Annotated in this window: 26 protein-coding genes and 1 tRNA gene; 10 read left to right on the top strand and 17 right to left on the bottom strand. The window is 66.8% G+C overall.

Annotation, left to right across the window (positions count from 1 at the left end):
* Positions 1 to 91 precede the first annotated feature (91 nt).
* Positions 92 to 3,022, top strand: a complete 2,931-nt coding sequence (locus N0D28_RS02105) for a bifunctional diguanylate cyclase/phosphodiesterase (protein WP_260560760.1) — start codon at positions 92 to 94, stop codon at positions 3,020 to 3,022.
* Between the two features lie 110 nt (positions 3,023 to 3,132).
* On the opposite strand, the gene N0D28_RS02100 is transcribed toward N0D28_RS02105, so the two are convergent.
* From N0D28_RS02100 to N0D28_RS02065, 8 genes are all read right to left on the bottom strand, one after another.
* Positions 3,133 to 3,543: a penicillin-binding protein gene (locus tag N0D28_RS02100; RefSeq protein ID WP_376777646.1), complete on the bottom strand. Its 411-nt coding sequence runs from the start codon at positions 3,541 to 3,543 to the stop codon at positions 3,133 to 3,135.
* A 101-nt stretch (positions 3,544 to 3,644) separates the two neighbouring features.
* On the bottom strand, positions 3,645 to 6,062 hold the full coding sequence (locus tag N0D28_RS02095; RefSeq protein WP_260560758.1) for a transglycosylase domain-containing protein: 2,418 nt from the start codon (positions 6,060 to 6,062) through the stop codon (positions 3,645 to 3,647).
* A 58-nt stretch (positions 6,063 to 6,120) separates the two neighbouring features.
* Positions 6,121 to 6,498 carry a response regulator gene (locus tag N0D28_RS02090; protein ID WP_260560757.1) on the bottom strand — a complete coding sequence of 126 codons (378 nt, stop codon included), beginning with the start codon at positions 6,496 to 6,498 and terminating at the stop codon, positions 6,121 to 6,123.
* Between the two features lie 64 nt (positions 6,499 to 6,562).
* On the bottom strand, positions 6,563 to 8,302 hold the full coding sequence (locus tag N0D28_RS02085; protein WP_260560756.1) for a long-chain-fatty-acid--CoA ligase: 1,740 nt from the start codon (positions 8,300 to 8,302) through the stop codon (positions 6,563 to 6,565).
* A gap of 323 nt (positions 8,303 to 8,625) precedes the next feature.
* Positions 8,626 to 9,282 (bottom strand): phosphate signaling complex protein PhoU, encoded by a 657-nt coding sequence (gene phoU, locus N0D28_RS02080; RefSeq protein ID WP_260560755.1) that lies wholly within the window; start codon positions 9,280 to 9,282, stop codon positions 8,626 to 8,628.
* A gap of 119 nt (positions 9,283 to 9,401) precedes the next feature.
* Positions 9,402 to 10,361: a sensor histidine kinase gene (locus N0D28_RS02075; protein WP_260560754.1), complete on the bottom strand. Its 960-nt coding sequence runs from the start codon at positions 10,359 to 10,361 to the stop codon at positions 9,402 to 9,404.
* Complete coding sequence (locus N0D28_RS02070; RefSeq protein WP_260560753.1) at positions 10,349 to 11,032, bottom strand: response regulator transcription factor; 684 nt, start codon at positions 11,030 to 11,032, stop codon at positions 10,349 to 10,351. Before N0D28_RS02070 ends, N0D28_RS02075 begins: the two co-directional genes overlap by 13 nt.
* Before the next feature lie 59 nt (positions 11,033 to 11,091).
* On the bottom strand, positions 11,092 to 11,757 hold the full coding sequence (locus N0D28_RS02065; protein ID WP_260560752.1) for an MBL fold metallo-hydrolase: 666 nt from the start codon (positions 11,755 to 11,757) through the stop codon (positions 11,092 to 11,094).
* Positions 11,758 to 11,798: 41 nt separating this feature from the next.
* On the opposite strand from N0D28_RS02065, the gene N0D28_RS02060 reads away from it, so the two are divergent.
* Together N0D28_RS02060 and N0D28_RS02055 are read left to right on the top strand one after the other, a co-directional pair.
* Positions 11,799 to 12,062, top strand: coding sequence for a hypothetical protein (locus N0D28_RS02060; protein WP_260560751.1), 264 nt, complete (start codon positions 11,799 to 11,801; stop codon positions 12,060 to 12,062).
* Positions 12,063 to 12,271: 209 nt separating this feature from the next.
* Entirely contained in the window at positions 12,272 to 13,507 is a 1,236-nt protein-coding gene (locus tag N0D28_RS02055; RefSeq protein ID WP_260560750.1) for an MFS transporter, read from the top strand.
* Positions 13,508 to 13,574: 67 nt separating this feature from the next.
* On the opposite strand, the gene N0D28_RS02050 is transcribed toward N0D28_RS02055, so the two are convergent.
* Positions 13,575 to 13,650, bottom strand: a tRNA-Trp gene (locus N0D28_RS02050).
* 375 nt (positions 13,651 to 14,025) lie between these two features.
* On the opposite strand from N0D28_RS02050, the gene N0D28_RS02045 reads away from it, so the two are divergent.
* Positions 14,026 to 15,459: a DEAD/DEAH box helicase gene (locus tag N0D28_RS02045; protein ID WP_260560749.1), complete on the top strand. Its 1,434-nt coding sequence runs from the start codon at positions 14,026 to 14,028 to the stop codon at positions 15,457 to 15,459.
* An 86-nt stretch (positions 15,460 to 15,545) separates the two neighbouring features.
* On the opposite strand, the gene N0D28_RS02040 is transcribed toward N0D28_RS02045, so the two are convergent.
* From N0D28_RS02040 to N0D28_RS02030, 3 genes are all read right to left on the bottom strand, one after another.
* On the bottom strand, positions 15,546 to 15,797 hold the full coding sequence (locus N0D28_RS02040; RefSeq protein ID WP_260560748.1) for a hypothetical protein: 252 nt from the start codon (positions 15,795 to 15,797) through the stop codon (positions 15,546 to 15,548).
* A gap of 26 nt (positions 15,798 to 15,823) precedes the next feature.
* Positions 15,824 to 16,519 carry a Crp/Fnr family transcriptional regulator gene (locus tag N0D28_RS02035; RefSeq protein WP_260560747.1) on the bottom strand — a complete coding sequence of 232 codons (696 nt, stop codon included), beginning with the start codon at positions 16,517 to 16,519 and terminating at the stop codon, positions 15,824 to 15,826.
* Between the two features lie 75 nt (positions 16,520 to 16,594).
* Positions 16,595 to 17,194: a DNA-3-methyladenine glycosylase family protein gene (locus tag N0D28_RS02030; RefSeq protein WP_260560746.1), complete on the bottom strand. Its 600-nt coding sequence runs from the start codon at positions 17,192 to 17,194 to the stop codon at positions 16,595 to 16,597.
* Positions 17,195 to 17,347: 153 nt separating this feature from the next.
* On the opposite strand from N0D28_RS02030, the gene N0D28_RS02025 reads away from it, so the two are divergent.
* Positions 17,348 to 17,845 (top strand): YbaY family lipoprotein, encoded by a 498-nt coding sequence (locus N0D28_RS02025; RefSeq protein WP_260560745.1) that lies wholly within the window; start codon positions 17,348 to 17,350, stop codon positions 17,843 to 17,845.
* Between the two features lie 19 nt (positions 17,846 to 17,864).
* On the opposite strand, the gene N0D28_RS02020 is transcribed toward N0D28_RS02025, so the two are convergent.
* Both N0D28_RS02020 and N0D28_RS02015 read right to left on the bottom strand, forming a co-directional pair.
* Entirely contained in the window at positions 17,865 to 18,599 is a 735-nt protein-coding gene (locus N0D28_RS02020; protein WP_260560744.1) for an SDR family oxidoreductase, read from the bottom strand.
* On the bottom strand, positions 18,596 to 19,063 hold the full coding sequence (locus N0D28_RS02015) for an NUDIX domain-containing protein (protein ID WP_260560743.1): 468 nt from the start codon (positions 19,061 to 19,063) through the stop codon (positions 18,596 to 18,598). Before N0D28_RS02015 ends, N0D28_RS02020 begins: the two co-directional genes overlap by 4 nt.
* A 114-nt stretch (positions 19,064 to 19,177) precedes the next feature.
* On the opposite strand from N0D28_RS02015, the gene N0D28_RS02010 reads away from it, so the two are divergent.
* The gene (locus tag N0D28_RS02010; protein WP_260560742.1) at positions 19,178 to 19,855 is read left to right on the top strand and encodes an SDR family oxidoreductase; all 678 of its coding nucleotides are present in this window, start codon (positions 19,178 to 19,180) and stop codon (positions 19,853 to 19,855) included.
* On the opposite strand, the gene N0D28_RS02005 is transcribed toward N0D28_RS02010, so the two are convergent.
* Both N0D28_RS02005 and N0D28_RS02000 read right to left on the bottom strand, forming a co-directional pair.
* Positions 19,824 to 20,729 (bottom strand): CDP-alcohol phosphatidyltransferase family protein, encoded by a 906-nt coding sequence (locus N0D28_RS02005; RefSeq protein ID WP_260560741.1) that lies wholly within the window; start codon positions 20,727 to 20,729, stop codon positions 19,824 to 19,826. The genes N0D28_RS02010 and N0D28_RS02005 overlap by 32 nt on opposite strands.
* Positions 20,726 to 21,028 (bottom strand): hypothetical protein, encoded by a 303-nt coding sequence (locus N0D28_RS02000; RefSeq protein WP_260560740.1) that lies wholly within the window; start codon positions 21,026 to 21,028, stop codon positions 20,726 to 20,728. The genes N0D28_RS02005 and N0D28_RS02000 overlap by 4 nt, the downstream gene beginning before the upstream one ends.
* A 114-nt stretch (positions 21,029 to 21,142) precedes the next feature.
* Between N0D28_RS02000 and N0D28_RS01995 the strand changes: the two genes are divergently transcribed.
* The 3 genes from N0D28_RS01995 to N0D28_RS01985 are packed head-to-tail and all read left to right on the top strand — an operon-like array spanning position 21,143 to position 23,512.
* Positions 21,143 to 21,481, top strand: coding sequence for a hypothetical protein (locus tag N0D28_RS01995; protein WP_260560739.1), 339 nt, complete (start codon positions 21,143 to 21,145; stop codon positions 21,479 to 21,481).
* Positions 21,478 to 22,908: an MFS transporter gene (locus tag N0D28_RS01990; RefSeq protein ID WP_260560738.1), complete on the top strand. Its 1,431-nt coding sequence runs from the start codon at positions 21,478 to 21,480 to the stop codon at positions 22,906 to 22,908. The genes N0D28_RS01995 and N0D28_RS01990 overlap by 4 nt, the downstream gene beginning before the upstream one ends.
* A complete protein-coding gene (locus N0D28_RS01985) occupies positions 22,889 to 23,512 on the top strand; it encodes an HAD-IA family hydrolase (protein WP_260560737.1) in 624 nt (207 codons plus the stop codon). The genes N0D28_RS01990 and N0D28_RS01985 overlap by 20 nt, the downstream gene beginning before the upstream one ends.
* Here the strand turns inward: N0D28_RS01985 and N0D28_RS01980 are convergent.
* Positions 23,509 to 23,847, bottom strand: a complete 339-nt coding sequence (locus tag N0D28_RS01980) for a hypothetical protein (RefSeq protein WP_260560736.1) — start codon at positions 23,845 to 23,847, stop codon at positions 23,509 to 23,511. The genes N0D28_RS01985 and N0D28_RS01980 overlap by 4 nt on opposite strands.
* 96 nt (positions 23,848 to 23,943) lie before the next feature.
* Between N0D28_RS01980 and N0D28_RS01975 the strand changes: the two genes are divergently transcribed.
* Entirely contained in the window at positions 23,944 to 24,906 is a 963-nt protein-coding gene (locus N0D28_RS01975) for a hypothetical protein (RefSeq protein ID WP_260560735.1), read from the top strand.
* Positions 24,907 to 24,960 lie beyond the last annotated feature (54 nt).

Genomic DNA, 24,960 nt, shown 5'->3' with positions numbered 1-24,960 from the left:
ATTTTGTACCGCCGCCCGCAACCCTTATGCTGAGGAATCAAAATCAGACGGCGTCTCATGTCGATTTTACTTGAAGTGTTCCGAGGCCCCCATGAGTGACGTGCAAACTTCCGAATTACCATTTCAATTTTACCGGTCAGCACTGGACGCCCTGCCCGCGCCGCTGCTGGTGCTCAATCAGGCTGGGCTGATCGTGGCTGTCAACCGGGCCTGGACCGAGGCGGGCACCGAGTATGCCCTGTCCTTTCCACAAGGCGTGATCGGAAGACGCTACCTGGATATCTGCGGGGGTGATCCGAACCTGCGCGGGCAGGCGGGTCAGGGGATACAGCAGGTGCTGGCCGGGCAGCTCCGCGAGTTCCGGCAGGTCTATGCCTGCCACACCGCCCAGCGCGAGCGGTGGTTTCAGCTCCGGGTCACGCCGTTTGCGGACGCGCCGTACCTGCTGGTGGTTCACGAGGACATCACGCTGCTCAAGCAGGCCGAGGAAGACGTGCGCCAGCAGTACGACTTCGCCCAGAGCCTGGTGGACAGTAGCCCCAACTGCATCGAGTTGCTGAGTCTGAACCACGAGCTGCTGTGGATGAACCGGGGCGGGCAATCGCTGCTGGAACTCAGCGAATTCAGCACGCTGCGCGGCATGGACTGGCTGGGGCTGTGGTCGGTGGAGGACCAGGTACTGGCCCGAGAAGCGCTCGCAACCGCCGGAGCCGGGGGACGCGGTCATTTTCAGGGCGAGCGTGACACCGCCGGAGGCCAGCGCAAGTTCTGGGATATGGCCGTGATGCCGGTCCGCGACGCGGCGGGGCAGCCAATTCAGCTAATGGTCAGTTCGCGCGACCTCACCACCCTGCGGGCCGCCCAGCGGCAGGCCAGCGAGATGAACGCCCAGGTGATCCGGGTGCTGAGCAGCATTCGGGAGGCCTTCGTTTCACTCGACAGCGAGTGGCGCTTCGTCTTTCTCAACCGCCAGGCCGAGCGGATGCTGGGTCGCCAGGCCTCGGAGTTGCTGAGTCAGAACCTCTGGGACCTCTTTCCGGAAGCGCTGGACAGCCAGGCCGCCGCCGAGATGCGGCGGGCCGCGAGCGAGCAGCGCAGCAGCATACTGGAATATTTCTCGGCGCAGTTCGGGCGCTGGCTGGAGATGCGGCTCTTTCCCTATGCGGGCGGCCTGGCAGTGTACTTTCAGGATATCGATCCCCGCAAACGCGAGGAGCAGGCCCAGCATGAGCGCAACACCATTCTGGAAATGACCGTGAAGGGTCGGGCCCTGGCGGAGGTGCTCGAGCAGGTGACGGCCATGACCGAGCGCCAGTGGCCCGGCTACGTCTGCACCATCCTGCTCAACGAGGGCGGGCGGCTCTACACCCGCTCGGCTCCCAGCCTGCCGCCCTCGTTCCAGCGCGCCGTGGACGGCCTGGAGATGCGTGAGGGCGCGGGCGTCTGCGGCACGGCGGCCAGCCGTCAGGAACTGGTGGTGGTCGAGGACGTGACCCGGGACCCCAACTGCACCGACTTTCTCGATCTGCTGCTGACCAATGAGCTGTGGGCCTGCGCCTCGCATCCGATCATCGACGGCTCGGCGATGGTGCTGGGCACCCTGGCGATCTACGCCCGGCAGCCCGGTCCGTTTCCCGACGAACTGCTGGCCGATCTGAAGAAGGCCGGTCACCTCGCCGCCGTCGCCATCGAGCACCACCAGTTGACCCGGCGGCTGATCCTTCAGGCGACCCATGATTCGCTCACCGGGCTGGCCAACCGCTCACTCTTCATCGAGCAGTTGCAGTCGGCACTCGCCACCTCCCGGCTGGGTGGGCTGCCAGTGGCGCTGCTGTTTATTGACCTCGACGATTTCAAGGGCCTCAACGACTCGCTGGGGCATTCGGTGGGCGACCAGATGCTGCGCGAGTTCGCTGTCCGGCTACAAAGCTGCGTGCGCCAGGGCGACCTGCTGGCGCGCATCAGCGGCGACGAATTCACAGTGATCTTGCCCGGTACTGGCAACGAACACGCCGTGCAGATCGCCCAGCGCTGCCTGAAGGCGCTGGAACTGCCGTTCATCGCTGAGGAGCAGGAGCGCGAGGTGTACCTGACGGCCTCGATTGGCATCAGTGTGACGCCGGAGGGCGGCCACGACGCCGAGACCCTGCGGCGCAGCGCCGATCTGGCGATGTACCACGCCAAGAGCCGCAAGTCGGGCTGGGCAATGTTCGAGCCTTCGCTCAACCGCCACTCCTACCAGCGCTTTCAACTGGCCGCCTACCTGCGCAGGGCCGCTGAGAAAAACGAACTGGAAGTGCATTACCAGCCGCAGGTGAGGCTCAAGGATCAGGTGGTGGTGGGCCTGGAAGCGCTGCTGCGCTGGAAGCATCCGCACCTGGGTCTGGTGCCGCCCGCCCAGTTTATTCCGGTGGCCGAGGAGACCGGTCTGATCGTCTCGATTGGGGCCTGGGTACTGCGCGAGGTGTGCCGTCAGGGCGCGCAGTGGCTCAGTCAGGGCCGCGCCCCGGTCCGGCTGGCCGTCAACGTCTCGGCCCTCCAGTTCGAGCGCGAGGACTTCGTGGGCATGGTGGAGCGGTGCCTGAACGAAACTGGCTTTCCCGGCCAGTCCCTTGAACTCGAACTCACCGAGAGATTGGTGATGCGCGACGTCGAGGCGTCGGTGCGCCGGATGCAGCAGCTCGGCACGCTGGGCGTGTCCATCTCGATTGACGACTTCGGCACCGGGTTTTCGAGCCTGAGCTACCTGTCGCGGCTGCCGATCAGCGTCCTCAAAGTGGACCGCTCCTTTGTGTTCGGTTTGCAGCCCAATTCGGTCAATTACCCGGTGGTCAAGGCGATCCTGGGCCTGGCCGAGAGCCTGCAACTCGTCGCCGTCGCCGAGGGCATCGAGACGCCGGAAGAACTCAAAGTGCTCAAGGCGCTCGGCTGCGGGCTGGGCCAGGGCTACCTGTTCGCGCGCCCCCGCCCGGCAGACGAGAACTTCTGGGCCAGCATCGACGCGCAGGTGGTCCAGGGCTAACGCAAGAAGGGCCTGTCTCACCCCGCCTGTTCTTACAGTCACCCGTCTTACTCTTACTCCCGTTGGTCGGATTTTCAGGTGTTTTGAACACCTCTCAATCGGAGTCGGGCCTATAGCTTGCCGCTGAAGGTGCCCTCCCAGGCGTTCAGCACCCGCTCACCACGGACCAGCAGCACTGTCGGGTAAGCACTGACCGCCAGGGCACGGGCAAAGGCGGTGGCGTCCGGGCCGTGCCAGACACTCAGGCCCGCCGGGGCAGGGGAGGCCACATCCTCGGCATTGACGGCCCGGATCGGCAGCCCCGAACGCAGCAGGGCGCTCCACAACTCCCCCAGATCGCCGCAGTCGTGCGAGTAGAGCACCACGATCTCGCGCTCGTCGTCGTTGGCGCTGCTGGCCCAGGGGTGGGCAGGCAGCGCGTCGCCCAGGCGTACCAGGGCGCGGGCCGGGGTCAGGTTGCCTGCGCCCAGGACCAGCAGGAGCGAGAGCAGCGGCGCGGCGGTGCGGTTCATAGCCCGCATCTTGCCGCCTGCGCGTGGCAAGCGGATGAAAACGCCCCGGCGCTCGGGGCCAGGGCGTTGTGGGCGGGTAAACCACCGATGTCAGCTGGGAGCGGTGGGAATCAGCCTCCCGTCTTGGGTGCCTTGCTGCCCGGCGCGGGGGGAGTCGCCGGAGTGGCGGGACTGGAACTGGGCGGCGCGGTAGCGGGCAGGCTGCCGCCGGGCTGGTTAAACGCCTTGACGGCGGCGGGGTCGGCACTCTCGTCGGGCAGCGGCGTCACGTTGCTGTCAGGAGCGTAGTCGCCGAGCTGTGAGGTGTAGATGCGGCGCGGGGCGATGTCGTCGGGGCTGGTAAATTCGGTGGCCAGCCGTCCGGTGTTCCTGTCCACATAAATGACGGTGGTGGCAGGGTCGGGGGTGCCCACCGAGGCCTCGCGGTACTGGGGCCGCGTGGGCAATTGATCAGTGAAGGTGTTGGCCGCGTCCTTGAAGGCGGGGTCGAGCAGGGCGACCTGAACGGTTTGCAGCGGGCCGATGGGCGGCAGCGGCACGCTGAGAATGCCGGGCGGCGGCGGTCCGAAGCTGCGGGCCGCCTTGCCATTCAGGGCGCTTACCATCATGTCGTGCCAGATCGGCGGTGCCCAGACCCCCGAGTAGATGTTGGTGGCCATGTTGCCGCCCTGCTGGATGCCGATCCAGACGGCCCCCACGTAGTACGGGTTGACGCCGACGAACCACAGATCCTTGGGGCCGTTGCTGGTGCCGGTCTTGCCGCCCACCGGCCAGCCCACAATGCGCGCCGGTTCGGAGAAGCCGCCCTGACGGGTGGTGAGGTCGTTAACCACGCCCTGAATCATGTCCAGGCCCAGGTAGGCGACCTGCGGCGACCAGACCCGGTGGGGGCGCTCCACGTTGTTGGCCACGTCGTAGAGCACCTCGCCGCGCGCGGTGGTCACGCGGGTGATGTAGCGCGGCGGATGGTACAGACCTCCGTTGGCAAACGGCGCGTAGGCTGCCGCCATCTTGACCGGGGTGGTCTCGACGGCTCCCAGCGCCGCGGCCAGCCCGGTGCCGTCGTTTGGCGGGAGACCGAGTTCGTTGAGCTTGCCGAAGAAGGTCGGCAACCCAACATCATTGGCGAGGCGCACGGTGGGCAGATTCAGCGAGCGGTCAAGGGCCTCGCGCAGGGTCATGGACCGGTTGGTCATCTCGCCCTCGAAGTCCTTGGGCGCGTAGACGCCGCCCGCGCAACTGGAGCAGGGAAAGCTGATCGGCTTGTCGTCACGCTCGGTGAGCTGATTGAATTTGCCCGTCGAGAGGGCAGTGGTGTACAAGAGCGGCTTGATGGTCGAGCCGATCTGGCGCTGGCCCTGCGCGGCGTTGTTCCACTCCGGCGGGGTCACGCCGGGGCGCAGTTTCTGGCCCACCATGCCCAGCACGTCGCCGTTGAAGGGGTCACTGATCACGGCGGCCAGGGTGGTCCGGGGCGGAATACTGGCATTCAGGCTGGCCTTCTCGATCCCGAGTTGAATGCGGGGATCGAGGGTGGTGTAGACCCGCAGCCCCCCGGAGCCGTAAACCTTGTCGCGGCCCAGGCGGCGCACCAGTTCCTGCTCGACCTGCTGCACAAAATCGGGAAAGCGAACGGTGTTGACGGCCTTCTGGTACACCGCCGTCTTGTCGACGAGCGTGGCGCTGGTCAGTTTGCCCGCGTCGTCGTAGGCCACCTGCCAGCCGCGCGGCACCAGTTTTTCCTTCCAGGCGGCGTTGGCCTGCTCCTGCGTCACCCAGCCGTCCTGCACCATGCGGGTCAGCAGCGAGCGCATGTAGCCGCGCTGAGCGGCGTAATTGTTGTAGCGCCCACGCGGACTCGGTACCAATGTGGTGAGGTAGACGCTCTGGGCCAGATCGAGGTCGCGCGGGGGCTTGCCGAAGTACGCCTGCGAGGCCGCATAGATGCCGTAGAGTTCCACCGGGCCGCCGTCACCCCAGTAGATGACGTTGAGGTAATCCTGCAAGATCTCCTCTTTGGTAAAGGCGCGCTCAACCTGCACACTGAGCATCCACTCCTTGATTTTGCGGTCCGGGGTGCGGGCCAGGTTGTATTCCTTGAGCAGCAGCGTGTTGCGGACCAACTGGTTGGTCAGCGTGCTGCCGCCCTGCACACTTTCACTCTTCGAGATGCGGCGAAACTGGCGGAAAATCCCGTAGGGGTCCAGGCCGTAATGCTGGAAAAAGCGCCGGTCCTCGTTGGTGATGATGGCCGCCGTCATGAACGGACTGATCTCATCGAGCTTGACCAGCGTGCGGCTCACCTTCTGGTCGCCGATGCGCGTCACCAGCGTGCCCAGCGGGGTGTTGTCGCGGGCGTAGACGCGGGTGATGGCCCCCAGATTGAGGTTGTCGAGCTGGCGAAAGTCGGGGAGGTCGCGCGCCCAGGTGGTGCCGTAGGTGGCCGCCACTCCCACCCCCACAAACAGGACGGCGACGATCAGCCCGCCGATAAATTTCAGAAACTGAAGGAGCAACCTCACGAACATGTCTCTTTCTCCCGGCCTTTCACCCGGCCTTGATAGGGTGGCCTGCTGGCCCGCTCTCTCAGGGCTGGCGGGCGTTGATCAGGTGCGTGATGCGTCCGCGCAGATTCTTGCCCGACAGCGGCTTGGACACGATGTCGTCCGCACCGACCAGCTTGGCGTGGTCGCGGGTCTGGTCGTCGTCCATGGCAGTCAGTAGCACCACCGGGGTGTTGCGCAGCCGCTTGATGCGCTTGACCCGCGAGCAGATTTCAAAACCGTCCATGTACGGCATGTGGATGTCCAGGAGCATCACGTCGGGGGTGTGGGTCTGGAGGTATTCCAGCGCGGACTTGCCATCGGAAACCGCCACGATTTGGTGCCCATCTGCCGACAGGATGACTTCCAGCATGGTGCGGATGGCCGGTTCATCGTCTGCGACGAGGATGGTATACGACATATTGATTCATCATAGTGCAGCGCCGGGGCCGCAACTGCGAAGTCGGGTGAGAGAGAGGCGCAGGCTAGACCGGTTTCGCCGCTGCCCCCGCCAGGTCGTTTTTCTCTGCTTTTTCAGCGGCCATCCGCCCGGCCCTCTCCTCGTCGGCCAGCACCCGGCGCAGCACCTTGCCCGCCGCCGAGAGGGGCAGGGCTGAGCGAAATTCGACCTGACGCGGCGCTTTGTAGGCGCTGAGTTGCCCCCGGCAAAAGGTGATGATCTCGGCCTCTGCGGCGCTCCGCTCCGGCTTGAGCACCACGAACGCCTTGACACTCTCACCCCGGTACTCGTCGGGCACGCCGATCACGGCGGCTTCCAGCACGGCGGGATGCTGGTAGAGCACTTCCTCCACCTCACGCGGGTAGACATTGTGTCCGCCCACCAGAATCAGTTCCTTCTTGCGGTCCACGATCTTGAAATAGCCGCCCCCGTCCATGGTCGCCAGATCGCCGGTCAGCAGCCAGCGCAGCCCATTCTCCTCGCGGATGGTCTGGGCAGTGGCCTCGGGGCGTTGCCAGTACCCGGCCATGATGTTGGGCCCGGCCACCCACAGCTCGCCGATCTCGCCGGTGGGCACGGCCTGCCCCTGATCGTCCCGGATGCTGGCGTCGATACCCGGCAGCGGCAGCCCGATGCCCTCTCTCTGCTCGCCGCCCACCGGGTTGGTGTGGGTGATCGGGCTGGCCTCGGTCAGGCCGTAACCTTCCACCAGATTGGCTCCGCCGGTGATCTCCCGAAATTGCCGGGCCGTCTCGGCGGGCAGCGGCGCACTGCCGGAGATGCAGGCCCGCACCGTCTTGAGGTCGTACCCGGAGGTCAGCGGCGAGTTGTTGATGGCGTTGTACAGGGTCGGCACGCCGGGAAAGAGGGTCACGCCGCTCTTCTCGATGGCGCTCAGCAGCGTCTTGAGATCGCGCGGATTGGGAATCAGGACGATGTTCGCGCCGATCAGCAGGCTCAGATTCATGGCCACGGTCATGCCGTAGACGTGGAAGAACGGGATGGCCCCCAGCGTCACCTCCTGACCTTCCCGCAGACCCGGCATCCAACTGACGGCCTGCTGGGCGTTGGCGACCAGGTTACGATGGGTCAGCATCGCGCCCTTGGGCATCCCGGTGGTGCCGCCGGTGTACTGGAGCAGCGCCACGTCGTCCGGCTGAAGACTGCTCGGCGTCGGCGCGGCAAAGTGGCGCTCGAAGAGGTGCACGAAGCCAACCACTTTGCCGCTCTCCTTCACGTCGACCCAGGTGCCCTTGCGCTTTTCGAGCAAAGGGTAGAGCAAATTCTTGGGAAACGGCAGAGCGTCCTGAATACCGGTGACGATGACCCGCCGCACGCCCAGGGCCGGGCTGTGCTCGATCTCGGCGAAACGCGGGTAGAAGCTGTCGAGCATCACCAGCACGCTCGCGCCGCAGTCGGTGAGATGGTGTTCGAGTTCCTGGGCGGTGGAGAGCGGCGAGGTGTTGACCACCACCGCGCCCGCCAGCGACGCTCCGAAAAAGGCCACCACGAACTGCGGGGTGTTGGGCAGCATCACGGCCACCCGGTCTCCCTGCTGCACGCCGAGGTGTTGCAGGGCCGCCGCGAAGTGCTGCACGTTGGCCCACAGCTGGCGGTAGGTCTGCCGGTGGCCCAGAAACTCCAGCGCGGGCCGGGCGGCGAACGTCTCCGAGGCGCGCTCCAGCAGTTGCGGCAGCGTCAGCATCTCGCCCGTGAATTCGTGGGGCACGCCTTGTTCGTAGTGCTCGAGCCAGGGCCTTTGCATCAGTGAAACTCCTTTGGCCTGCGCCGGGAAGTGGGCGCAGCGGCGCTGTGTGAAGAGGGTACGGAAAGATTTTGAACCCAGTCTAGCAAATATTTAAACCGAGTACAAAGTCGGGGCGCGACTGTTCCCAGGTGGGGTGTCGGGGCGGTGGGGGAGACTGCCTCTGAATACGCGGCGGGGCAGCTGGAAGTTGCCCGCCCAGGCGCGGCAGCACGAAGCGCAGCTCACGGGGCGGGCTGCGCTCATCAGGAGTTGAATTGTGGGAATAGGAGCGGGAAATTCAGTCAGGGAGAGGCCGCCGGGCGAACCCAACCCAACCCAACTCAGTCTCTGATTTGTCCCTCGCGCTGGCCGGTGAGCCAGTAAGGCAGCCGCTCGGCCACGTTCTCCATGTGGTCGCCGATGCGCTCCAGGCTGCGGCCCACCCGCATCAGGGTCAGGCTCTTGGAGATATTGCGGGGGTCTTCGAGCATGTATGTGACCAATTCGCGCTGAATCTGCTCGTAGAGGTCGTCCACCTCGTCGTCCATCTGGAGGGCGTCGCTGGCCTTGGCGAGGTCGCGTTCGGTGATGGCGGCGCGCAGCTGCACACTCATTTCCTGAAGGCGTTCCAGCATCCGGCCCAGGTTGACGTAGCGCTTGAGGGGCGCGGCCTGCGCCAGTTCCGCGCCGTCGGCAGCGACGTGCACGGCGTAGTCACCCATCCGCTCGATGTCCGACAAGCTCTTGAGGACGAGCGCCACCAGCCGCAGATCGCGGGCCACCGGCTGGTGCAGGGCGATGATTCTCAGGCACTCGGCCTCAATCTTGGCTTCCAGCGCGTCCACCTCACGGTCCACTGCGCGGATTTCCGGCAGCCGCTTGACATTCTGGTGCAGCAGCACATCGGCGGCCATCGGCAGCATCCGCTCCACCGTACCGAGCATCTCCAGGGCGTCACTGAGGACTTTTTGCAAATCTTGTTCCAGCACTTCGCGCATCTTCCGACTCCTTGGGTGGTGATCTATGGTCGCTGGCAGCCCGTCTCTCTCACCGTCTCGGTCTGACCGTAGGAGCCGACTGTCAGGTCCCGGTCTGCTGCCCGGCCACGCTTCAGGGTTCAGGTCAGTCCAGCGACCCCCGGCAGGGTGAAGAGAAAGGCGTTTCGCCCGCCCCGCCGCTCCGCCCAGGCCTGACCGCCCCAGCCCTGCACGATGCTGCGGACAATATAAAGGCCCATGCCGCTGCCCAGACCCAGCACACCCTCACCGCGCGTGTGGGCCTGGAAGAGATGCTCGGTGCCGCTCAGCGCCTCGCCCTCGTCACTGACCGAGACCTCGATCCACGCGCCGCGCGCGCAGGCCCGCACCTCCACCGCGCCGCCGCGTGGGCCGTATTTGAGGGCGTTCTCGATAAGGTTGAGCAGAATTTGCAGTAATTTATCGGGATCGACGCGCACCAGATGGTCGTCTCCGAAGTGCAGCCGGGCAGCGTGTGCGCCCAGTTCACTGGACAGCAGCCGCTCGGCGCGGGCGAACACCTCGCTCAGCGGCACGGTGCGGGCGCGGGTAGGCCGGAATCCCACCGCCAGGTCTTCCACCAGCCGCGCCAGGCGCTCGACTTCCTGAAGGCCCTGCTTGACGAACACCTGCTGCATCTCGCTGGGCATGGCATATTCCAGCGCTTCCAGCACGCCGCGTAGCCCGGTGACGGGGGTGCGGAACTCGTGCGAGAGAATGGCGGTGGCTTCCCGCAGCTCGGCCTCGCGGCGGCGGTGGTCGGTCACGTCCTCGACGATCAAGGCTCCCGGCACCGCCTGGCAGCGCAGGGTGCGGCCCGACACGTCGAGTTCGAGTTCGCCGCCGCGCTCGGCCAGGGCCTCCAGGGTGTGGCGGCGCAGCACTTCCAGCAGGGGCCGCCCCGCCGCCCGCTCGCTGCTGACCCCCCACAGCCGGGCGGCGGCGGCGTTGAGATGGGTGATGCGGCCTTCCTCGAACAGCACCACCGCCTGCGGCAGGGTGTCCTGCCAGGCCTGCGGCGTCTCGGGCAGGGGCAGCCGCCCAGCGCTCAGGGGGTCCATGTCCGCATCCGGTAGCCCTTGCCGCGCACCGTTTCCAGAAAACGCGGGCTGGATGGATCGTCGCCGAGGTGGGCGCGAAGCTGCGTGACGTGCTGATCGACGGTGCGCTCGCCGCCCAGGAAGTCCGCGCCCCAGACCTTGTCGAGCAGTTCGGTGCGCGAGTAGACCCGCCCGGCGTTGAGCGCCAGAAACGTCAGCAGATCGAATTCGCGGCGGGTCAGATTGAGGCTCAGCGTATCCTTGCGGGCCTCGGCGGCGGGCACGTCGATCGTCAGCGGCCCCAGCGTGACAACCTGCGGCACACTCGCCTGGGTGCGCCTCAAGAGCGCCCGCACCCGCGCCACCAGTTCGGCGGCGGAAAACGGCTTGGTGAGATAGTCGTCCGCGCCCGATTCCAGGCCCTCGACCCGCTCGGCCTCGGCGGCGCGGGCGGTGAGCATCAGCACCGGCAGTTTTCGCAGCTCCGGGTCGGCGCGCAGCCGCCGTAGGAAACTCAGCCCGCTCTCGCCCGGTAGCATCCAGTCGAGCACCAGGGCGTCGGCCCTGTCGAGGCTCGGCAGGGCCTCTTCCACCGCTGCGAAGGCCGACACCTGCAGTCCGGCCCGCTCCAGGTGAAATTTCAGCACGCTCTGCACCGTGCCCTCGTCTTCGATGACCACCACATGGCTCACACTGCTTATTCTGGCAGCCCAGGTCAGGGGGATGTCAGCCGCGCCGGATCACTGGAGCCCTACAGCAAGAACGGATTGCTGGCCCGCTCCACGCCGATGCTGCTGCTCTCGCCGTGGCCGGGGTAAATGGCCGTATCGGGCGGCAGGCTCAGCAGCTCAGCGGCAATGCCCTGCATCAGCTGGGGATGGTTGCCGCCCGGCAGATCGGTGCGCCCGATGCCGCCCTGAAACAGCGTGTCGCCCACCACCGCCAGCCCCTCGCCGAGCAGTACCACGTGGCCCGGCGCATGCCCCGGCAGTTCGCGGGCGGTGAGGTTGAGTTTGCCTGCCGTGAACACCTGATCCTGGCGAATAAAGTGCTCGGGGTCGGCGGGCTGCACGAACGGCAGGTTCCAGCGGGCGGCGCTGCTCGCCCCAGCGCGGTAGAGGTCCAGATCGCGCTCGTGCAGCCAGACCGGCACGTTCAGCGCTTCCCGTAGCGGCTGCACCGCGCCGATATGGTCGAAGTGGGCGTGGGTGAGCAAGATGGCCTTGACCTTGACGCCCAGCGTCATGATCCAGCTCAGGACGCGCCCGGCCTCATCGCCGGGATCGATCAAGAAGCCCTCGGCGCTGGCGGCGTCCCAGACCAGCACGGCATTTTCCTGCAAGGGTCCGGTGGCGAGGCTGGCGACCCGCAGGGGGCCATGTTCGGCGGCGGTGGGACGGGGGCTGCCTAGAGTCATGGCGACAGTCTAAACCCCGCCAGACGCGGCAGACTGAGCAGATGGAAGACCGTGAACTCAATTTTGCCCGTGAACTGCTCCAGGGCCGCTCTGCGGCCGAGGTCCACGACGACGAGGTGCTGAGCGGGGCCGAGCGCCTGCTCTCCGGCTGGATGGCCGGAACGTTGAAGATGGAGCGCCCCAAGCTCTACGACCACTACGCCCTGCCGCTGGCCGCGCTGCTGCGCCGGGTGATGGTCCTGGAAGCGCGGGTGGCCGAGTTGGAGGGCCAGCAGGACGCCGGGGAAAACTCGGGCCAGGACTAAGAGCCTATCCGGAAAATAACGAGACAATGTCTAGAAAGCCGCTCTGGGACGCTTTACTCGCACTTCGCTGCTCATTCGGAAGTGATAAAGCTAAAAATCACGTTGTGGGCAGCCTTTCGGCTCTCAATGCCCGGACTTTCCGGATAGGCTCTAAGCTCCCCTGAAGGAAGTCGCCACACGGCTGGCGCAAAACGGGCAGACTGGTCCCCGTGTCTGCCCGTTTTGCGATGACCCGGTTGAGTCTGCCCGGCGGCCTGGTGGCCCTGATGGTCAACAACTTCCTGATGTGGGGCGGGTTTTTCATGGTGATTCCGCTCATCACGGTGCATTTCGGGTTCGGCCTGGGCTGGAGCGCCCTGAGCGTCGGCGCAGTGCTCGGCACCCGTCAGCTGACCCAGCAGGGCCTGACGGTGTTCGGCGGCGCACTCTCCGACCGCACCGGCCCCCGCCCGCTGATTGCCCTGGGCCTGCTGACCAGGGCGCTGGGTTTCGCGGCGATGGGCCTGAGTACCAGCTTTCCGGCGCTGCTGGCCTCAAGCATTCTGGCGGGGGTGGGCGGCGGCCTGTTCGACGCGCCCAAGAACGCGGCGGTGACAGCGCTGAGCACGCCAGAAAACCGGGTGCGGGTCTTTTCCCTGATGAGCATGGCCGGTAACCTCGGCATGGTCATCGGCCCCCTGATCGGAGCGGCGCTTTCAAACCTGGCCTTCCGCACCGTGGCACTGACCTCGGCATGCGCGTATCTGGTGTCGCTGGGCATCCTGATGCTGGCCGTGCCGCCAATCCCCGGCACCCAGAAGACCGGTAGCGGCCTGGGCGGCCTGCTCACGGTGGTGCGCGACCGGCGCTTCGTACTCTTTACCCTGACGCTGAGCGGCTATTTCGTCTTATCGACCCAGATCAATGTGGCGGTTACGCTGCGGGCCGTGGAGCTGGCCGGGCCAACGGCAACCGGGCCGCTCTACGCCCTCCAGGCGGGGCTGGCCGTCTTGTTGCAGTACCCGGTGGTGCTGTTGGCCGGACGACACTTCACAGGCCGACAGATTCTGATGGGCGGCGTGGGGCTGGCCGCCCTCGGTCTGGGCAGCATGGCCCTGGCCCACTCCTTCGCGGCGCTGCTGGCCTGCACTGCCCTCCTGAGCCTGGGCGGCATGGTGGTGTTTCCGACCCAGCAGACCATCACCGCCCGGATGGCCCCGCCGCAGCTGATGGGCAGTTACTTCGGACTCGGCGCATTGTCGCTGGGGCTGGGCGGAGCGCTGGGCAGCGTGCTCGGGGGCGTGCTGGTCGACCTGGGGAAGTCGCTGGCCTGGCCCGCCCTGACCTGGCTGACCCTGCTGATGGTGGGGCTCCTGACCGTCTGGGGGCTGGGCCGCAGCCTGCCAAAAGAAAATATGTCCGCCGAAGACATGTCCGGCGACAACGTACCGGCCAAAGAGGGCTGAGTACCGCACAGCAAGGCCCTCTAGGCAAGCCAAAAAGAAAAACCCCGTCTGGTGACGAGGTTTATTCTGGCGGGCCCTGCAGGACTTGAACCTACGACCCTCGGTTTTGGAGACCGATGCTCTACCAACTGAGCTAAGAACCCTTGCCCAAATCGTGCGCCGCCTGAGCGGGCCGTTCCAGAAGCTTCAACAGTGTAGCACTGCCTTTGTGGGCGTGCAAGCCGGGCCAAACGTCCTCCGCAGCGGCGGGGTGTTCCCGTGGCAGTGGCACTCCAGATACGACGTCAGGGTCTCAGCAGGGCCCTCTAGTCCTCGCCATGCGTTAGACTCGGTTCAAGCGGGCCGCTGCCCTGATCTTCCCCGAGTTTTACTGACACAACACTGCGGCCAGATGAACCTCAGACGTTCATCGTGTTGACCACCTGGCACACCCCCTTCGCCGCAGGGCTGGCGAATTTTTGCCGCTTTCTTAAAAAGACCGGACATTGCCAGCAGGCAGACGTCCGTGAGGTTGTTTGATGACTGTACTCGACGCACCCCGCCCCACCGACAGCGCTCCTGTCTTCACCTTTCAGGAAATGCAGTTGCCCGCCCCGCTCCGGGCCGCCATCGACGCCCTGAACTACACCACCCCCACCGAGATTCAGGGCCTGGCACTGCCGCCCGCCCGCCAGGGCAAGGACGTGCTGGGCACCGCCGCCACCGGCTCCGGCAAGACCGTGGCCTTTTTGCTGCCGGTCATCGAGCGGCTGCTGACCCAGCGCGCACGCGGCACCCGCGCCCTGGTGCTGGCCCCCACCCGCGAACTGGCCGCCCAGATCGAGGAAGTGGCCCGCGTTTTGATCGACAATACCCACCTCAAGGTCGTCAGCATCTTCGGCGGCGTCTCGCAGGGACCGCAGCAAAAAGCCCTGAGGGCCGGAACTGACATCGTGATCGCCACGCCGGGACGACTCCTCGACCACATCGGCCAGGGCAATATCAACTTCTCGGCGCTGGAGGTGCTGGTCCTCGACGAGGCTGACCGGATGCTCGACCTGGGCTTCTTGCCCGACATCCGCCGGGTGCTGCGGGCCATTCCCGCCCAGCGCCAGACGCTGCTGTTCTCGGCCACCATGCCCGACAGCATCCTCAAGCTGGCCGGGGAATTTCAGCAGAATCCGGTGCGTGTGGGCGTCAAGCACGGAGGGCGCACCAATGACATGATCGCCGAGGCGCTGTACCCGGTCCACGGCGAACTCAAGTCCAAGCTCTTGATCGGCCTGCTGGCCGACGCTGAGATCAACATGGACAGCGTGCTGGTGTTTACCCGCACCAAGCACCGCGCCAACCGCCTCACCGAGCAACTCGTCAACGCCGGCATCAGCGCCGAGCGCATTCACGGCAACCGCTCGCAGAACGCCCGCACCGAGGCGCTCTCCGGCTTCAAGAGCGGCAAATACCGGGTGCTGGTCGCCACCGACATCGCCGCGCGCGGCATCGACATCGACTCGCTGGGCCACGTCGTCAACTTCGACGTGCCGGTGGCCGCCGAGGACTATGTCCACCGTGCCGGACGCACCGCCCGTGCAGGCAAGAGCGGCACCGCCTTTACCCTGGTTAGCCCGCAGGAAGAGGACGAGATCCGCAGCATCGAGCGCTTTACCAAGCGCACCCTTAGTCGCCGCAACCTGGAGGGCTTCGACTACCACGCCAAGGTGGAAGGCAAGCTGGAGCAGCCCCGTCCCGCCCAGGGCGGACGCGGTGGCCGGAGCCAGCAGGGTGGTCGCGGCGGGCAATCGGGTGGCCATTCAGGTGGTCAGTCGAGCGGTGGACAGAGCCAGGCGCGTGCCAGTCAGCCGAGGAGTGGTCAGTCAAGCAGCAGCGGCCAGGGCCAGCGCCCCAGCCGCCCCGCCGGAAACGACATCGGTGGCGGGCGTGTGGGGCCGCAACCGGCCCGCCGTCGCCGCTGAGTAGAGAACGCTAGATGAAACAGGCCGCCGAGCGAAGATGCTCGGCGGCCTGTTCTTTGGTGATTAAACGCTGATAGAGAAGGTGTTCAGCGGCTGCCCGACACCAGCCGCTGCACCTCGAAGCTCCAGCTCTTGCAGCCCTCCGGCACGTCCAGCAGCGGTACGGCATTTGCCCAGCGGCTTTCCAGGAGCCACAACCCCGGCTGGTCGGGCGAGGTGAGCAGGCAGGCGTCCACCAGTCCGGCCCAGCCCGGCAATCCACTGAGCAGGTCACTCAGCGTCTGCTCAGCGTCTGCTCCCCTGCCTTCCATGTAATGAACGAAGCGGCGCTGACTCACCGGTCATTTCTCCTCACGCTCAGCACTTATCCGCCCGATTCGATGTAGCGCTTGAGGGCGTCCATCCGCACGATGATCGGCGTGCGGGGCCGCACGATGGCTCCCTCGTGCTTGAGCTTGCTCAGGCTGTGGCTGACCGTTTCGCGGGTGGCCCCAACCATCCGGGCGATGTCTTCCTGGTTGAGCTTGAGGCTGAGTTCCACGCCCTGTGGGTGCGGGCGGCCAAACTCGCGGGCCAGCCGGTAGAGCAGGCTCGCCACCCGCTCGGGAGCGCTATAGGCACTGACCTCGGCGCTCCAGGCCTGGGCCTCGAACAGCCGGGCGGCCATCAGCCGGATCAACTTCATGGCGAGGTCGGGCTTGGCGTTGAGGAGTTTTTGCAACTCGCCGCGCGGCAGCACGATCAGGGTGGTGCGCTCCAGTGCCTCGGCCTGGGTGGGGCGGCGCTCCTCGGGTTGCAGCAGCAGTTCCCCGAAAGTGTCGTGCTGCCCCACCACGCTCAGGATGGCTTCCTTGCCGTTGGGAAAGAGCTTACTGATCTTCACCAGCCCCGATCTGACGAAATATAGGGCGTCTGACAGATCGTCCATGCGGTAGATCACTTCGCCCGCCTGGTAGGAACGGTAGGGCGTCGAGGCGGCCACGCGCTCCAGCTCGGTCAGTTCGAGGTCGGCGAACAGCTCCGTGCGTTTGAGGTGCCAGACCAGACTGGGATAATTCATGATTGCGCCCAGGATAACCCACCCAGCCCAGAAACGACCAAAGCGGACATGTTGGACCGCCTGACAGGGCAGCGCTCAGTCTGCCGGGGTGATGACGGGCGTGACGTGGAAGGTCCGCCACAGCAGCCGGGCGGCGGAGCTGCGGTGCGGCTGCCAGCCCAGCACAATGCTTGCGTGGTCCTGACCGGGGTAATACAGATTGAGGGCCTTCCTGAGCGCCAGATCACCGAAACTGAACACGTCGGGGCGGCCCAGCCCGAAGATCAGAAACATCTCCGCCGTCCAGCGCCCGATGCCCGGCAGCGGCAGCAGCGCCTGGGTGACAGCCTCGTCGCTCATACCAACCAGCTCGGCAAAGTCAATCTGGCCGCTGTTCGCGGCGGCAGCGATGGCCTGCACGGTGCGAACCTTAGCCCACGACAGGCCCAGGTCACGCAGGCTCTGCGGCGGGGCCGAGAGCAGCGCAGCAGGCGCAAAATTGTCGGTGGCCGCCGCCAGCCGCCCGTTGATGGCCGCCGCCGCCTTCACCGAGAGCTGCTGGCCGGTCACACTGCGAATCAGCGACGCGAAGGGGTCGGCAGCGGGCAGCAGTTCGGGCAGTGGGCCCGCCTCCAGCAGCGGACGCAGCACCGGGTCGCGGGCCAGGTCTCGGTGGGCGGCAGGCTGGCTGGACATGGCCGCAGTATGGCAGGGCCGGGACTGGAGCCGTAGCCGGGGCCGGGCCGCTGAACGCCACCACCGACCAGAGCAGACGGACCCCTGATCATTTCCTGACGGCATTGAAAGGTGGTGGACTTTTCTCTCCCTGGCGCTTGTTACCCTGTAAGGATGAAGAAGTTCTCATTTTTTGCCCTTCTGTTGCTCGTCAGCTGGCCCGCCGCGCTGGCCCAGACCGTCATCAACGGCGTGACCATCACCAAGCCGGGTCAGCCCCAGCCAGCCGCACCCCGCCGGGTGGTTCCGGCCTTCGTTGACAGCACCATACCCGCCGACTGGATCGACGTCCGGGGCCGCATCAGCGCAGGTGGGACAGGGCGCACCGATCTGCCTGCCGGAAGCCGGGTCACGGTCAGCCTGCAAGACGCCAGCCGGACGGATATGGCCGCCACCATCCTGGCCACGACCACCTTCCCCAGCGCCTCACTGCCGGTCAGCTACCAGCTCGTCTCCAGCCCGCGCCGTTTTACCAGCGTCGGCGTCTATCTGGTGCGGGTCAGCATCAAGGACGCCACCGGAAAAATGATCTACACCTCCACCACCCAGCAGCGCATCAACCCGGCGGCCAAGCGCATTCTGGCCGACGTGCGGGTGACGGCCACCCCGTAAAGCCTGTCCGACATCGGGCCTACAGGTTCCAGCCACCTGCCACTTCCAGCACCTGCCCGGTGAGGTAGGCGCTGCCCTCCACGAACACCATCACCGCGCCGACCACCTCGGCCACCGTACCCAGCCGCCCCGCCGGAATCTCGGTCAAGGGCTGGCTGACGGAGGTTTCAATCACGCCGGGCGAGACGACGTTGGCGCTGACGCCGTACTGCGCTTCCGTGCGGGCAACAGCTTTGGTCAGCGCGATGACGCCCGCCTTGGACACCGCGTAGGGCACCACGCCGGGGCGGGCCAGCAAGTGCTCCGCGCCCGCGTAACCGAAGTTGACGATGCGCCCAAATCCCCCCGGTGTCGAGGCCGTGTTCCGGCGCATCAGCGGCGCGGCCACCCGGCAGGTGTAGAAGGCAGCGTTGAGGTTACTGTCAAACATGTCGCGCCACTCGGCCAGCGTCGTCTCGTCCCAGCGGCGGTGCACGTAGTTGCCGACCACGTTCACCAGCACGCCCAGCGGCAGATCGAAATGGGTGTCGGCCCACGCCACCAGCGCGGCAGCCTCGTCTGCCGAAGTCAGGTCGGCCTGGAAGGCGTCGGCCCGCCCACCCGCTGCCCGGCACAGCCGCACGGTCTCGGCGGCGTCCTCGGCACTGGACAGGTAATGCACCGCCACGCTGTACCCGGCCTGCGCCAGCGCCAGCGCCACCCCGCGCCCAATGCCGCGAGCGCTGCCAGTAACGAGGGCCGCGTAGGGCTTCACCCCTCACCTGTGGTCTGCGCCGCTTCAACCAAGGTGCGGGTGAAGCTGTTGAGCGGGTAGGTCAACGCTTCTTCCAGGCTGACCCAGGCCCACTGCACGATCTCCTCATTGGGCATCACGTCCTGGGCGTCAGTGTCGGCCAGATAGTCGAACAGCAGCATGTGTGAGTCCTTGTGAAACTCGGGCGAACGCACCGCTTCCTGGGTCTGCACCCAGCGGCTGCCGGTAATGGTCAGGCCGGTTTCCTCCCGGAATTCACGCACCAGAGCTTCTACCAGCGTCTCACCGTACTCGACTTTGCCGCCCGGCACACCCCAGGAGCCGCGCCATTTGGTGGTCTGGACGATCAGGTATCCGGCGGGGCCGCGCACTAGTGCGCCCACGCAGACCAGGGGCCGCTGAACGGTGGAGGGCGGCGCAGCTGGGAACTGAGCAGCCGGGAATTGGGGAGAAGCGTCAGTCATGCCCCGGAGCTTAGCGGCAAAGCGGCCCAGCGGATGTGTGATCGGCGGCGCTCAGGCTGTTTTCTGAACGTTGCCGCACCCTCCGAGGGCGGATTTGAGGGTAGGCTATAGAGCATGGCTAAGCTCAGCGGGACCACAGTGATGCTCACCGGCGCAGGCGGCGCGCTCGCCACCGCCGTGGCCCAGGAACTGATCGACGCGGGTGCGGAACTCATTCTGGTGGGGCGCGGCGAGGCCCTGGCCCGCGCCGAGGACCGTTTTCCGGCCAAGAAAGTGCTCGATCTCGATCTGACCGACCCCGACTGCGTGGACACCCTCAAAAAGCAGCGCGCCGACGTGCTGATTCACACGGCTGGCCGCTTCAGCGCCCAGGACGCCCAGAAAGCCAGCGAGAAGGATTACCAGTCGCTGTTCGGGGCCAATATGCAGACCCTCTTTCACGCGGTGCAGGGCGTCTTGCCGCACATGCTCAAGCAAAAGGAAGGCATGATCCTGGGCGTCTCGGCAGGACAGGCGGCCCAGATGAGCGGCCCGAAGGCGGCCCTGTATACCGCCAGCAAGGCCGCCGTGGCTGCCTACCTGCTCAGCCTGCACGCCGAACTCCAGGTCAAGGGCGTGACCACGTTGACGCTCTATCCGATGGGGGCCATCGACACGCCCGCCAACCGCGAGGCGGGCCTGACCTGGGAAGCCACCATCGATCCACGCGCCCTGGCCCAGACGCTGGCCCACGCCATCACCCGTCCGGCCAGGGCGCACTTCACCGAGCTGAAGGTGTACCCGGAGGTGTGAAACCGGATGTGCTGGGGCTGGAGATGCCGAGGTCAGCGACCCGCCCAGCCCGCACCTGCTCCTCGCGCCAGAGCTGAGCGCCCATCAAAGCGGCGGCTTGCAGCAGCAGCGACGGCCCGTACCAGTGCGGACGCTTGAGAAGCAGTAGCCCCCCGAACAGTGCCAGCTGGCTACTGAGGCCCAGGTTGGCGCTGAGCGTCAGCGCGGGCAGCGGCGTGTAGCGCTGGCGGTCAAGCGGGCCAGGGTCGCCGCCCGCCGCCCGCCTCAGCCGCGCCTCGAACACCCGGTTGAGCCCGTGTTCCTGCGGCACGAAATAGCCGTTGTAGACCGCTTCGAGTGCGCTCAGTAGCCTGGGATTGTCGCCGCCCTGGGCCGCCGGAGCGCGGAAGGTTTCGCCCCTGGCCGCCCGGTAGTCGCGCTCCCACAGGTAATCGGTACTCAGAATCAGGCTCAGCAGCACATTGGCGCTGGCCCCCAGCAGCGGACCGTGAACGGCGCTCAGTAGCACCAGATTGCCCAGCACGTCCAGCTCACTGTCGAGGTAGCGCCCAGTCAGGGTGGTCTGGTCGGTGGCGCGGGCCAGCTGGCCATCGAGGTTGTCGAGCACAGTCTTGAGTTGCAGCAGCGCGGCAGGCGCGAGAACATTGCCGCGCCGCACCTGCCAGGCTGAGAGCAGCACCAGCCCAGTGTGAAACAGCACGATCTGGGTGGGCTTGAACTTCAGGCGCGCCGCTGGAGCCACCAGAAGCTGCGCCAGTGGCCGGAAGACCCGCTCGGCGGCCCACTCGTCGGCTGGCCGGGCCTTGCGGGTCTGGGCCAGACCGATGGTTCCTGACTCGGCGGTTCCTGGCCTGGTGGCGGGAGTGGAATTCACAGGTGCTTCGGCACGCTTCGGCGCGCTTCCGGTAGAGCGGCCAGGAAAACGGCCAGGGCCGCGAGCAGCGCTTCGGTCAGGCCACGCGGGTAGGCTCCCAGCAGGCCAGCGCCGTGAAACAGGCGACCTTGCAGTACGCCTTCCAGGGCGCTGAGGGTCCGCATCCAGGTCGGCGCAGCCGGATTGAGGCTGGCGAACGCCCCCAGGGCCAGGGCAGCCAGCACAGCGCCCAGCAGCCACAGCAGGGTCCGCAGCAGGACGCTCAGCACCCGCCAGCCGATTGACTTCTCGGCGATCATGACCGGCATTCTAGCGGGAGTCACCTACCGCGCGGTGAAACCACGTACACCTGCCGGGAGAAATTTGGGAACGTGCCTTGCAGTACTGGGCTGCCCCTGACCTACACTCGGATCATGTCTGCTCCTTCCTCCGCACCTCCCCTGCCCGCCCGCGTGCGCGTCTCGCGCTTGCCCCTGCCGCCCGCCCCGTCGGTGGAAGCCCGTCTCAAGTCTCTGTTCGCCGCCCAGCTCGTAACCCACCACCTCGCTGACCTGAAGGCGGGTGCGGTAGCGGTGGCGGGCGGCAAGATCATTGGCGCGGCGCTGCGATGGCCCGCCGGAAGCGCCGATTGTCCAGAAGTGGCGGAGCTGGAGAGTGGCTGGCGCGGGCGCGGCATCGAGGCGGCGCTGCGGGCGCTGCTGGAGTCTGAGCCGGACCCCGACCCCGCCAATGCCCAGACGGCGCAGCCTTGAGCGCTTCCCCGCTCGCCAGCGCGCCGGAGTCGCTCAGCCCCTTTTCCCCGGCGCGGCGTCCGCTGAGCACCGGCCTGCTACTGGGCGTACTGATCATCGCCTTCGAGTCGCTGGCGGTGGCCACCGCCCTGCCCGCCGTGGCCCGCGAGCTGAATGGCCTGAAGCTCTACGGCTGGCCGCTGAGCGCCTTTTTCATGGGCTTCATGGTCGGCACGGTGGGGCTGGGCGCGCTGGCCGACCGCGACGGCCCGGCCCGGCCCGCACTGATCGCGCTGCTGCTGTTTGCCGCCGGTCTGGTGGTGGCAGGCCTCGCGCCGAGCATGGCGGTGCTGATCGGCGGGCGGGTGGTGCAGGGGCTGGGCGGCGGCGGGCTGCTGGCGGCGGCCTATCTGGTCATCAACACCGCCTACCCCGACGCCATGCGCGCCCGCATGCTGGCCCTGCTCAGCAGCGCCTGGGTGCTGCCCGCGCTGCTCGGCCCGGCGCTGTCGAGCTTCATTACGCAGCAGTGGTCGTGGCGCGGGGTCTTTCTGGGCCTGCTGCCGCTGGTCGGCCTGGCCGGGGCGCTGATGCTGCCGCAACTCGTCAAGCTGCGCGGCGCAGGCACCCCGCTCGACCGCTCACGCCTGGGCGCGGTGGTGCTGGCGGCCCTGGGCACCTCACTGGGGCTGACGGGCCTCACCGAACTGGGGCAGGGGCGCTCTCTCGGAGCGTTGGGGCTGGGCAGCCTGGGGCTGCTCCTGGGCGCGCTGATCGCGGTTCCGGCGCTGGGGCGGCTCTTTCCGGCACGGGTCTGGCGGACCGGCACCCCACTGAGCGCCGGGTACGCCACCCGTTTTCTGCTGGCCTTCGCCTTTTTCGGCACCGAGTCGCTGCTGCCGCTGGGGTTGGCGGAGTTGCGCGGGCTGAGCCTGCTGAGCGCCGGGCTGTTTCTGACTGGAGGCGCGCTCACCTGGTCGGCCACCAGTTTCGTGCAGTCACGCTTCGACGAGCGCACCCAGGGCCGTCAACGCCCGAAGGTGGTGCGCCTCGGCGCAGCGGCCATCGGACTGGGCATGGCGGGCCTGCTTACCGCGCTGCTCGTTCCGGCGCTGCCGCTGGCACTGGCGGCGGGCTGCTGGGGACTGGCGGCGCTGGGCATGGGACTGGCCTTTCCGGCCCACACCCTGGTCGTCATGCAGCACGCCCCGGCGGGTCAGCAGGGACAGGTCAGCGGCACGCTGCAACTTTCCGACATGCTCGGCAGCGCCCTGGGCGCAGGTCTGGGCGGCGCGCTGGTGGCGGCCCTCGGCACGGCGGCGGGGGTGCCCTGGCAGATCAGCCTGACCATTGCGCTGGCCGTCCTGACGGTGCTGCTGGCCGGGCGGCTGCACGGGGGCAGCGAAGCGGGTGCGCCAGACTTGGCAAGTGACCCTGCCCATGACTGAAGCGGGTGGCCGCGTGCTGCTACTGGATGTGGACGGGGTGCTGGTGACGCCGCCGGAGATGTTCGGTCAGCGCCTGTTCAGGGACCATCCCGAAGTGGCCGCCGAGTTCTTCTCTGGGCCCTTCGTTGACGCCAGCTGTGGCCGTCTGGATCTGCGCGACGTATTGCCGCCGTACCTGGAGCGCTTCGGATACGCGGACACACTGGAGCAATTTCTCCTCGAATGGTTCGGCAGCGAGAACCACCCCAACCTGCCCATTCTGACCGCCGTGCGCGAACTGCGGGCGCTGGGCTGGCCCACCTTCCTCGCCACCAATCAGGAACGTCACCGCGTCCGGTATCTGCTGGAAGAGATGAAGCTGGGCGAGCTGGTGGACGGTGAGTTCTCGAGTGCCAGCATCGGCGCACGCAAGCCCGACGCGCCTTATTTTGTTGAAGTCACGCGCCGTCTGAACATCCCACCCGCGCAGATCATGTTTTGGGACGACGTTCAGGCCAACGTGGACGCCGCTGCCGGGGCAGGCTGGCAGGCGCACCTGTTCATGGATGCGGCGCAGTTCAGGGCCGTGATGGAACTACCGCTCTCAGCTCAGCCCTCAATTTAAGCCGCGTCTATGTCGGCCAACTTCTCGATGCGCCCGGCCAGCTCCGGCAATTCCAGCGCCCGCAGCGCCCGCAGCGATCTGAGGGTTCCGGCCTCATCGATGCGGTTCTGGTTCCAGCCCGCAATCAGCATGGCGCAGCCCTGAAGCGCTTCCGAGACCTGCTCCTTGTGAAACATGGCGGCGAGGTTCCCCGGCTGCACCGGGCGACTTTGCTGAACCTGTGCCTGGGTGTCGAGCATCACCTGCATGAACACCTGATCGAGTCGGGCGCGGTCTTCCGGGGCAATGGCTTTTCCGGCGCTGCTGGCGGCTGAGGTTCTGGGGGGCTGGGTCATGCCGTGCAGTCTAACGGGCAGGGGTCTCCCGGAAGTCCTGGCGCGTGATACGCTAAGGGGTAGACCCGCTTGGCCGGGCAAAGGACAAACGATACCATGACCGATCAGCACCAGACCGAGGGCGAGCCGCAGACCGAGCAGATGGCCGCCGAACAGCACACCGAAGCGCCGAGCGAATCGGCCCAGAGCCACGAGGCCAGCGCCGCGCCGCAGGCTCCCGAAGCCGTGATGAGCATTCTGCCCCACCTGGAGGGCGAGGAAATCGACGAGGACGCCGAACTCGACGCCGAAGAGGCCGAGGGCGACGAGGAAGACTTCATTGACGCGGGCCAGTTGTTCGCCATGCTGGGCAAGTTGCAGGACACGCTCGACGAGCAGAGCAAGGAAATTCGCGGGCTGCGGCGCGAGATGCGCGAACTGCGCGAGAGCCAGGGCCAGGGCGCGGCCCCAAGCAAAGAGCAGGGCGGCAGAGAACAGGGCAGCCGCGATCAGGGCGAACGCGGCAATGACCGGGGCGGCTTCCGACCCCGCGAGGACCGTGGCGAGCGCAGCGGCGGCTACCAGGGCAACCGCGAGGGTGGCTTCCGGCCCCGTGAGGACCGGGGCGCGCAGAGCAGCGGCGGCTACCAGGGCAACCGCGAAGGCAGCTTCCGGCCCCGTGAGGACCGGGGCGAGCGCAGCGGCGGCTACCAGGGCAACCGTGAAGGCGGCAACCGCGAGGGTGGCTTCCGTCCGCGTGAAGATCGGGGCGCGCAGAGCAGCGGCGGCTACCAGGGTAACCGTGAAGGCGGCAACCGCGAGGGTGGCTTCCGTCCGCGTGAAGATCGGGGCGCGCAGAGCAGCGGCGGCTACCAGGGTAACCGTGAAGGCGGCTTCCGTCCCCGTGAAGACCGGGGTGCTGGTGCTTCCCAGGGTAGTCAAAGCAGTCAGGGCGGCGGCAGCTACCAAGGCGACCGCAGCGCCCGACCAGGAAGCGGTAGCGAGGGCGGCGGCGAATTCCGGCCCCGCGCCCGCCGTGATCTGGGCTGGGGCGGTTCGGGCCGCCGCGACGACAAGTAACGCTGGTCATCAGTGAAATAGCATTGGGCCGGAGCAATCCGGTCTTTTTTTGGT

Source organism: Deinococcus rubellus (assembly GCF_025244745.1).
GTDB lineage: Bacteria > Deinococcota > Deinococci > Deinococcales > Deinococcaceae > Deinococcus > Deinococcus rubellus.
Note: the sequence above shows the minus strand (reverse complement) of the source record. Positions and strands in the feature narration are given on the sequence as shown.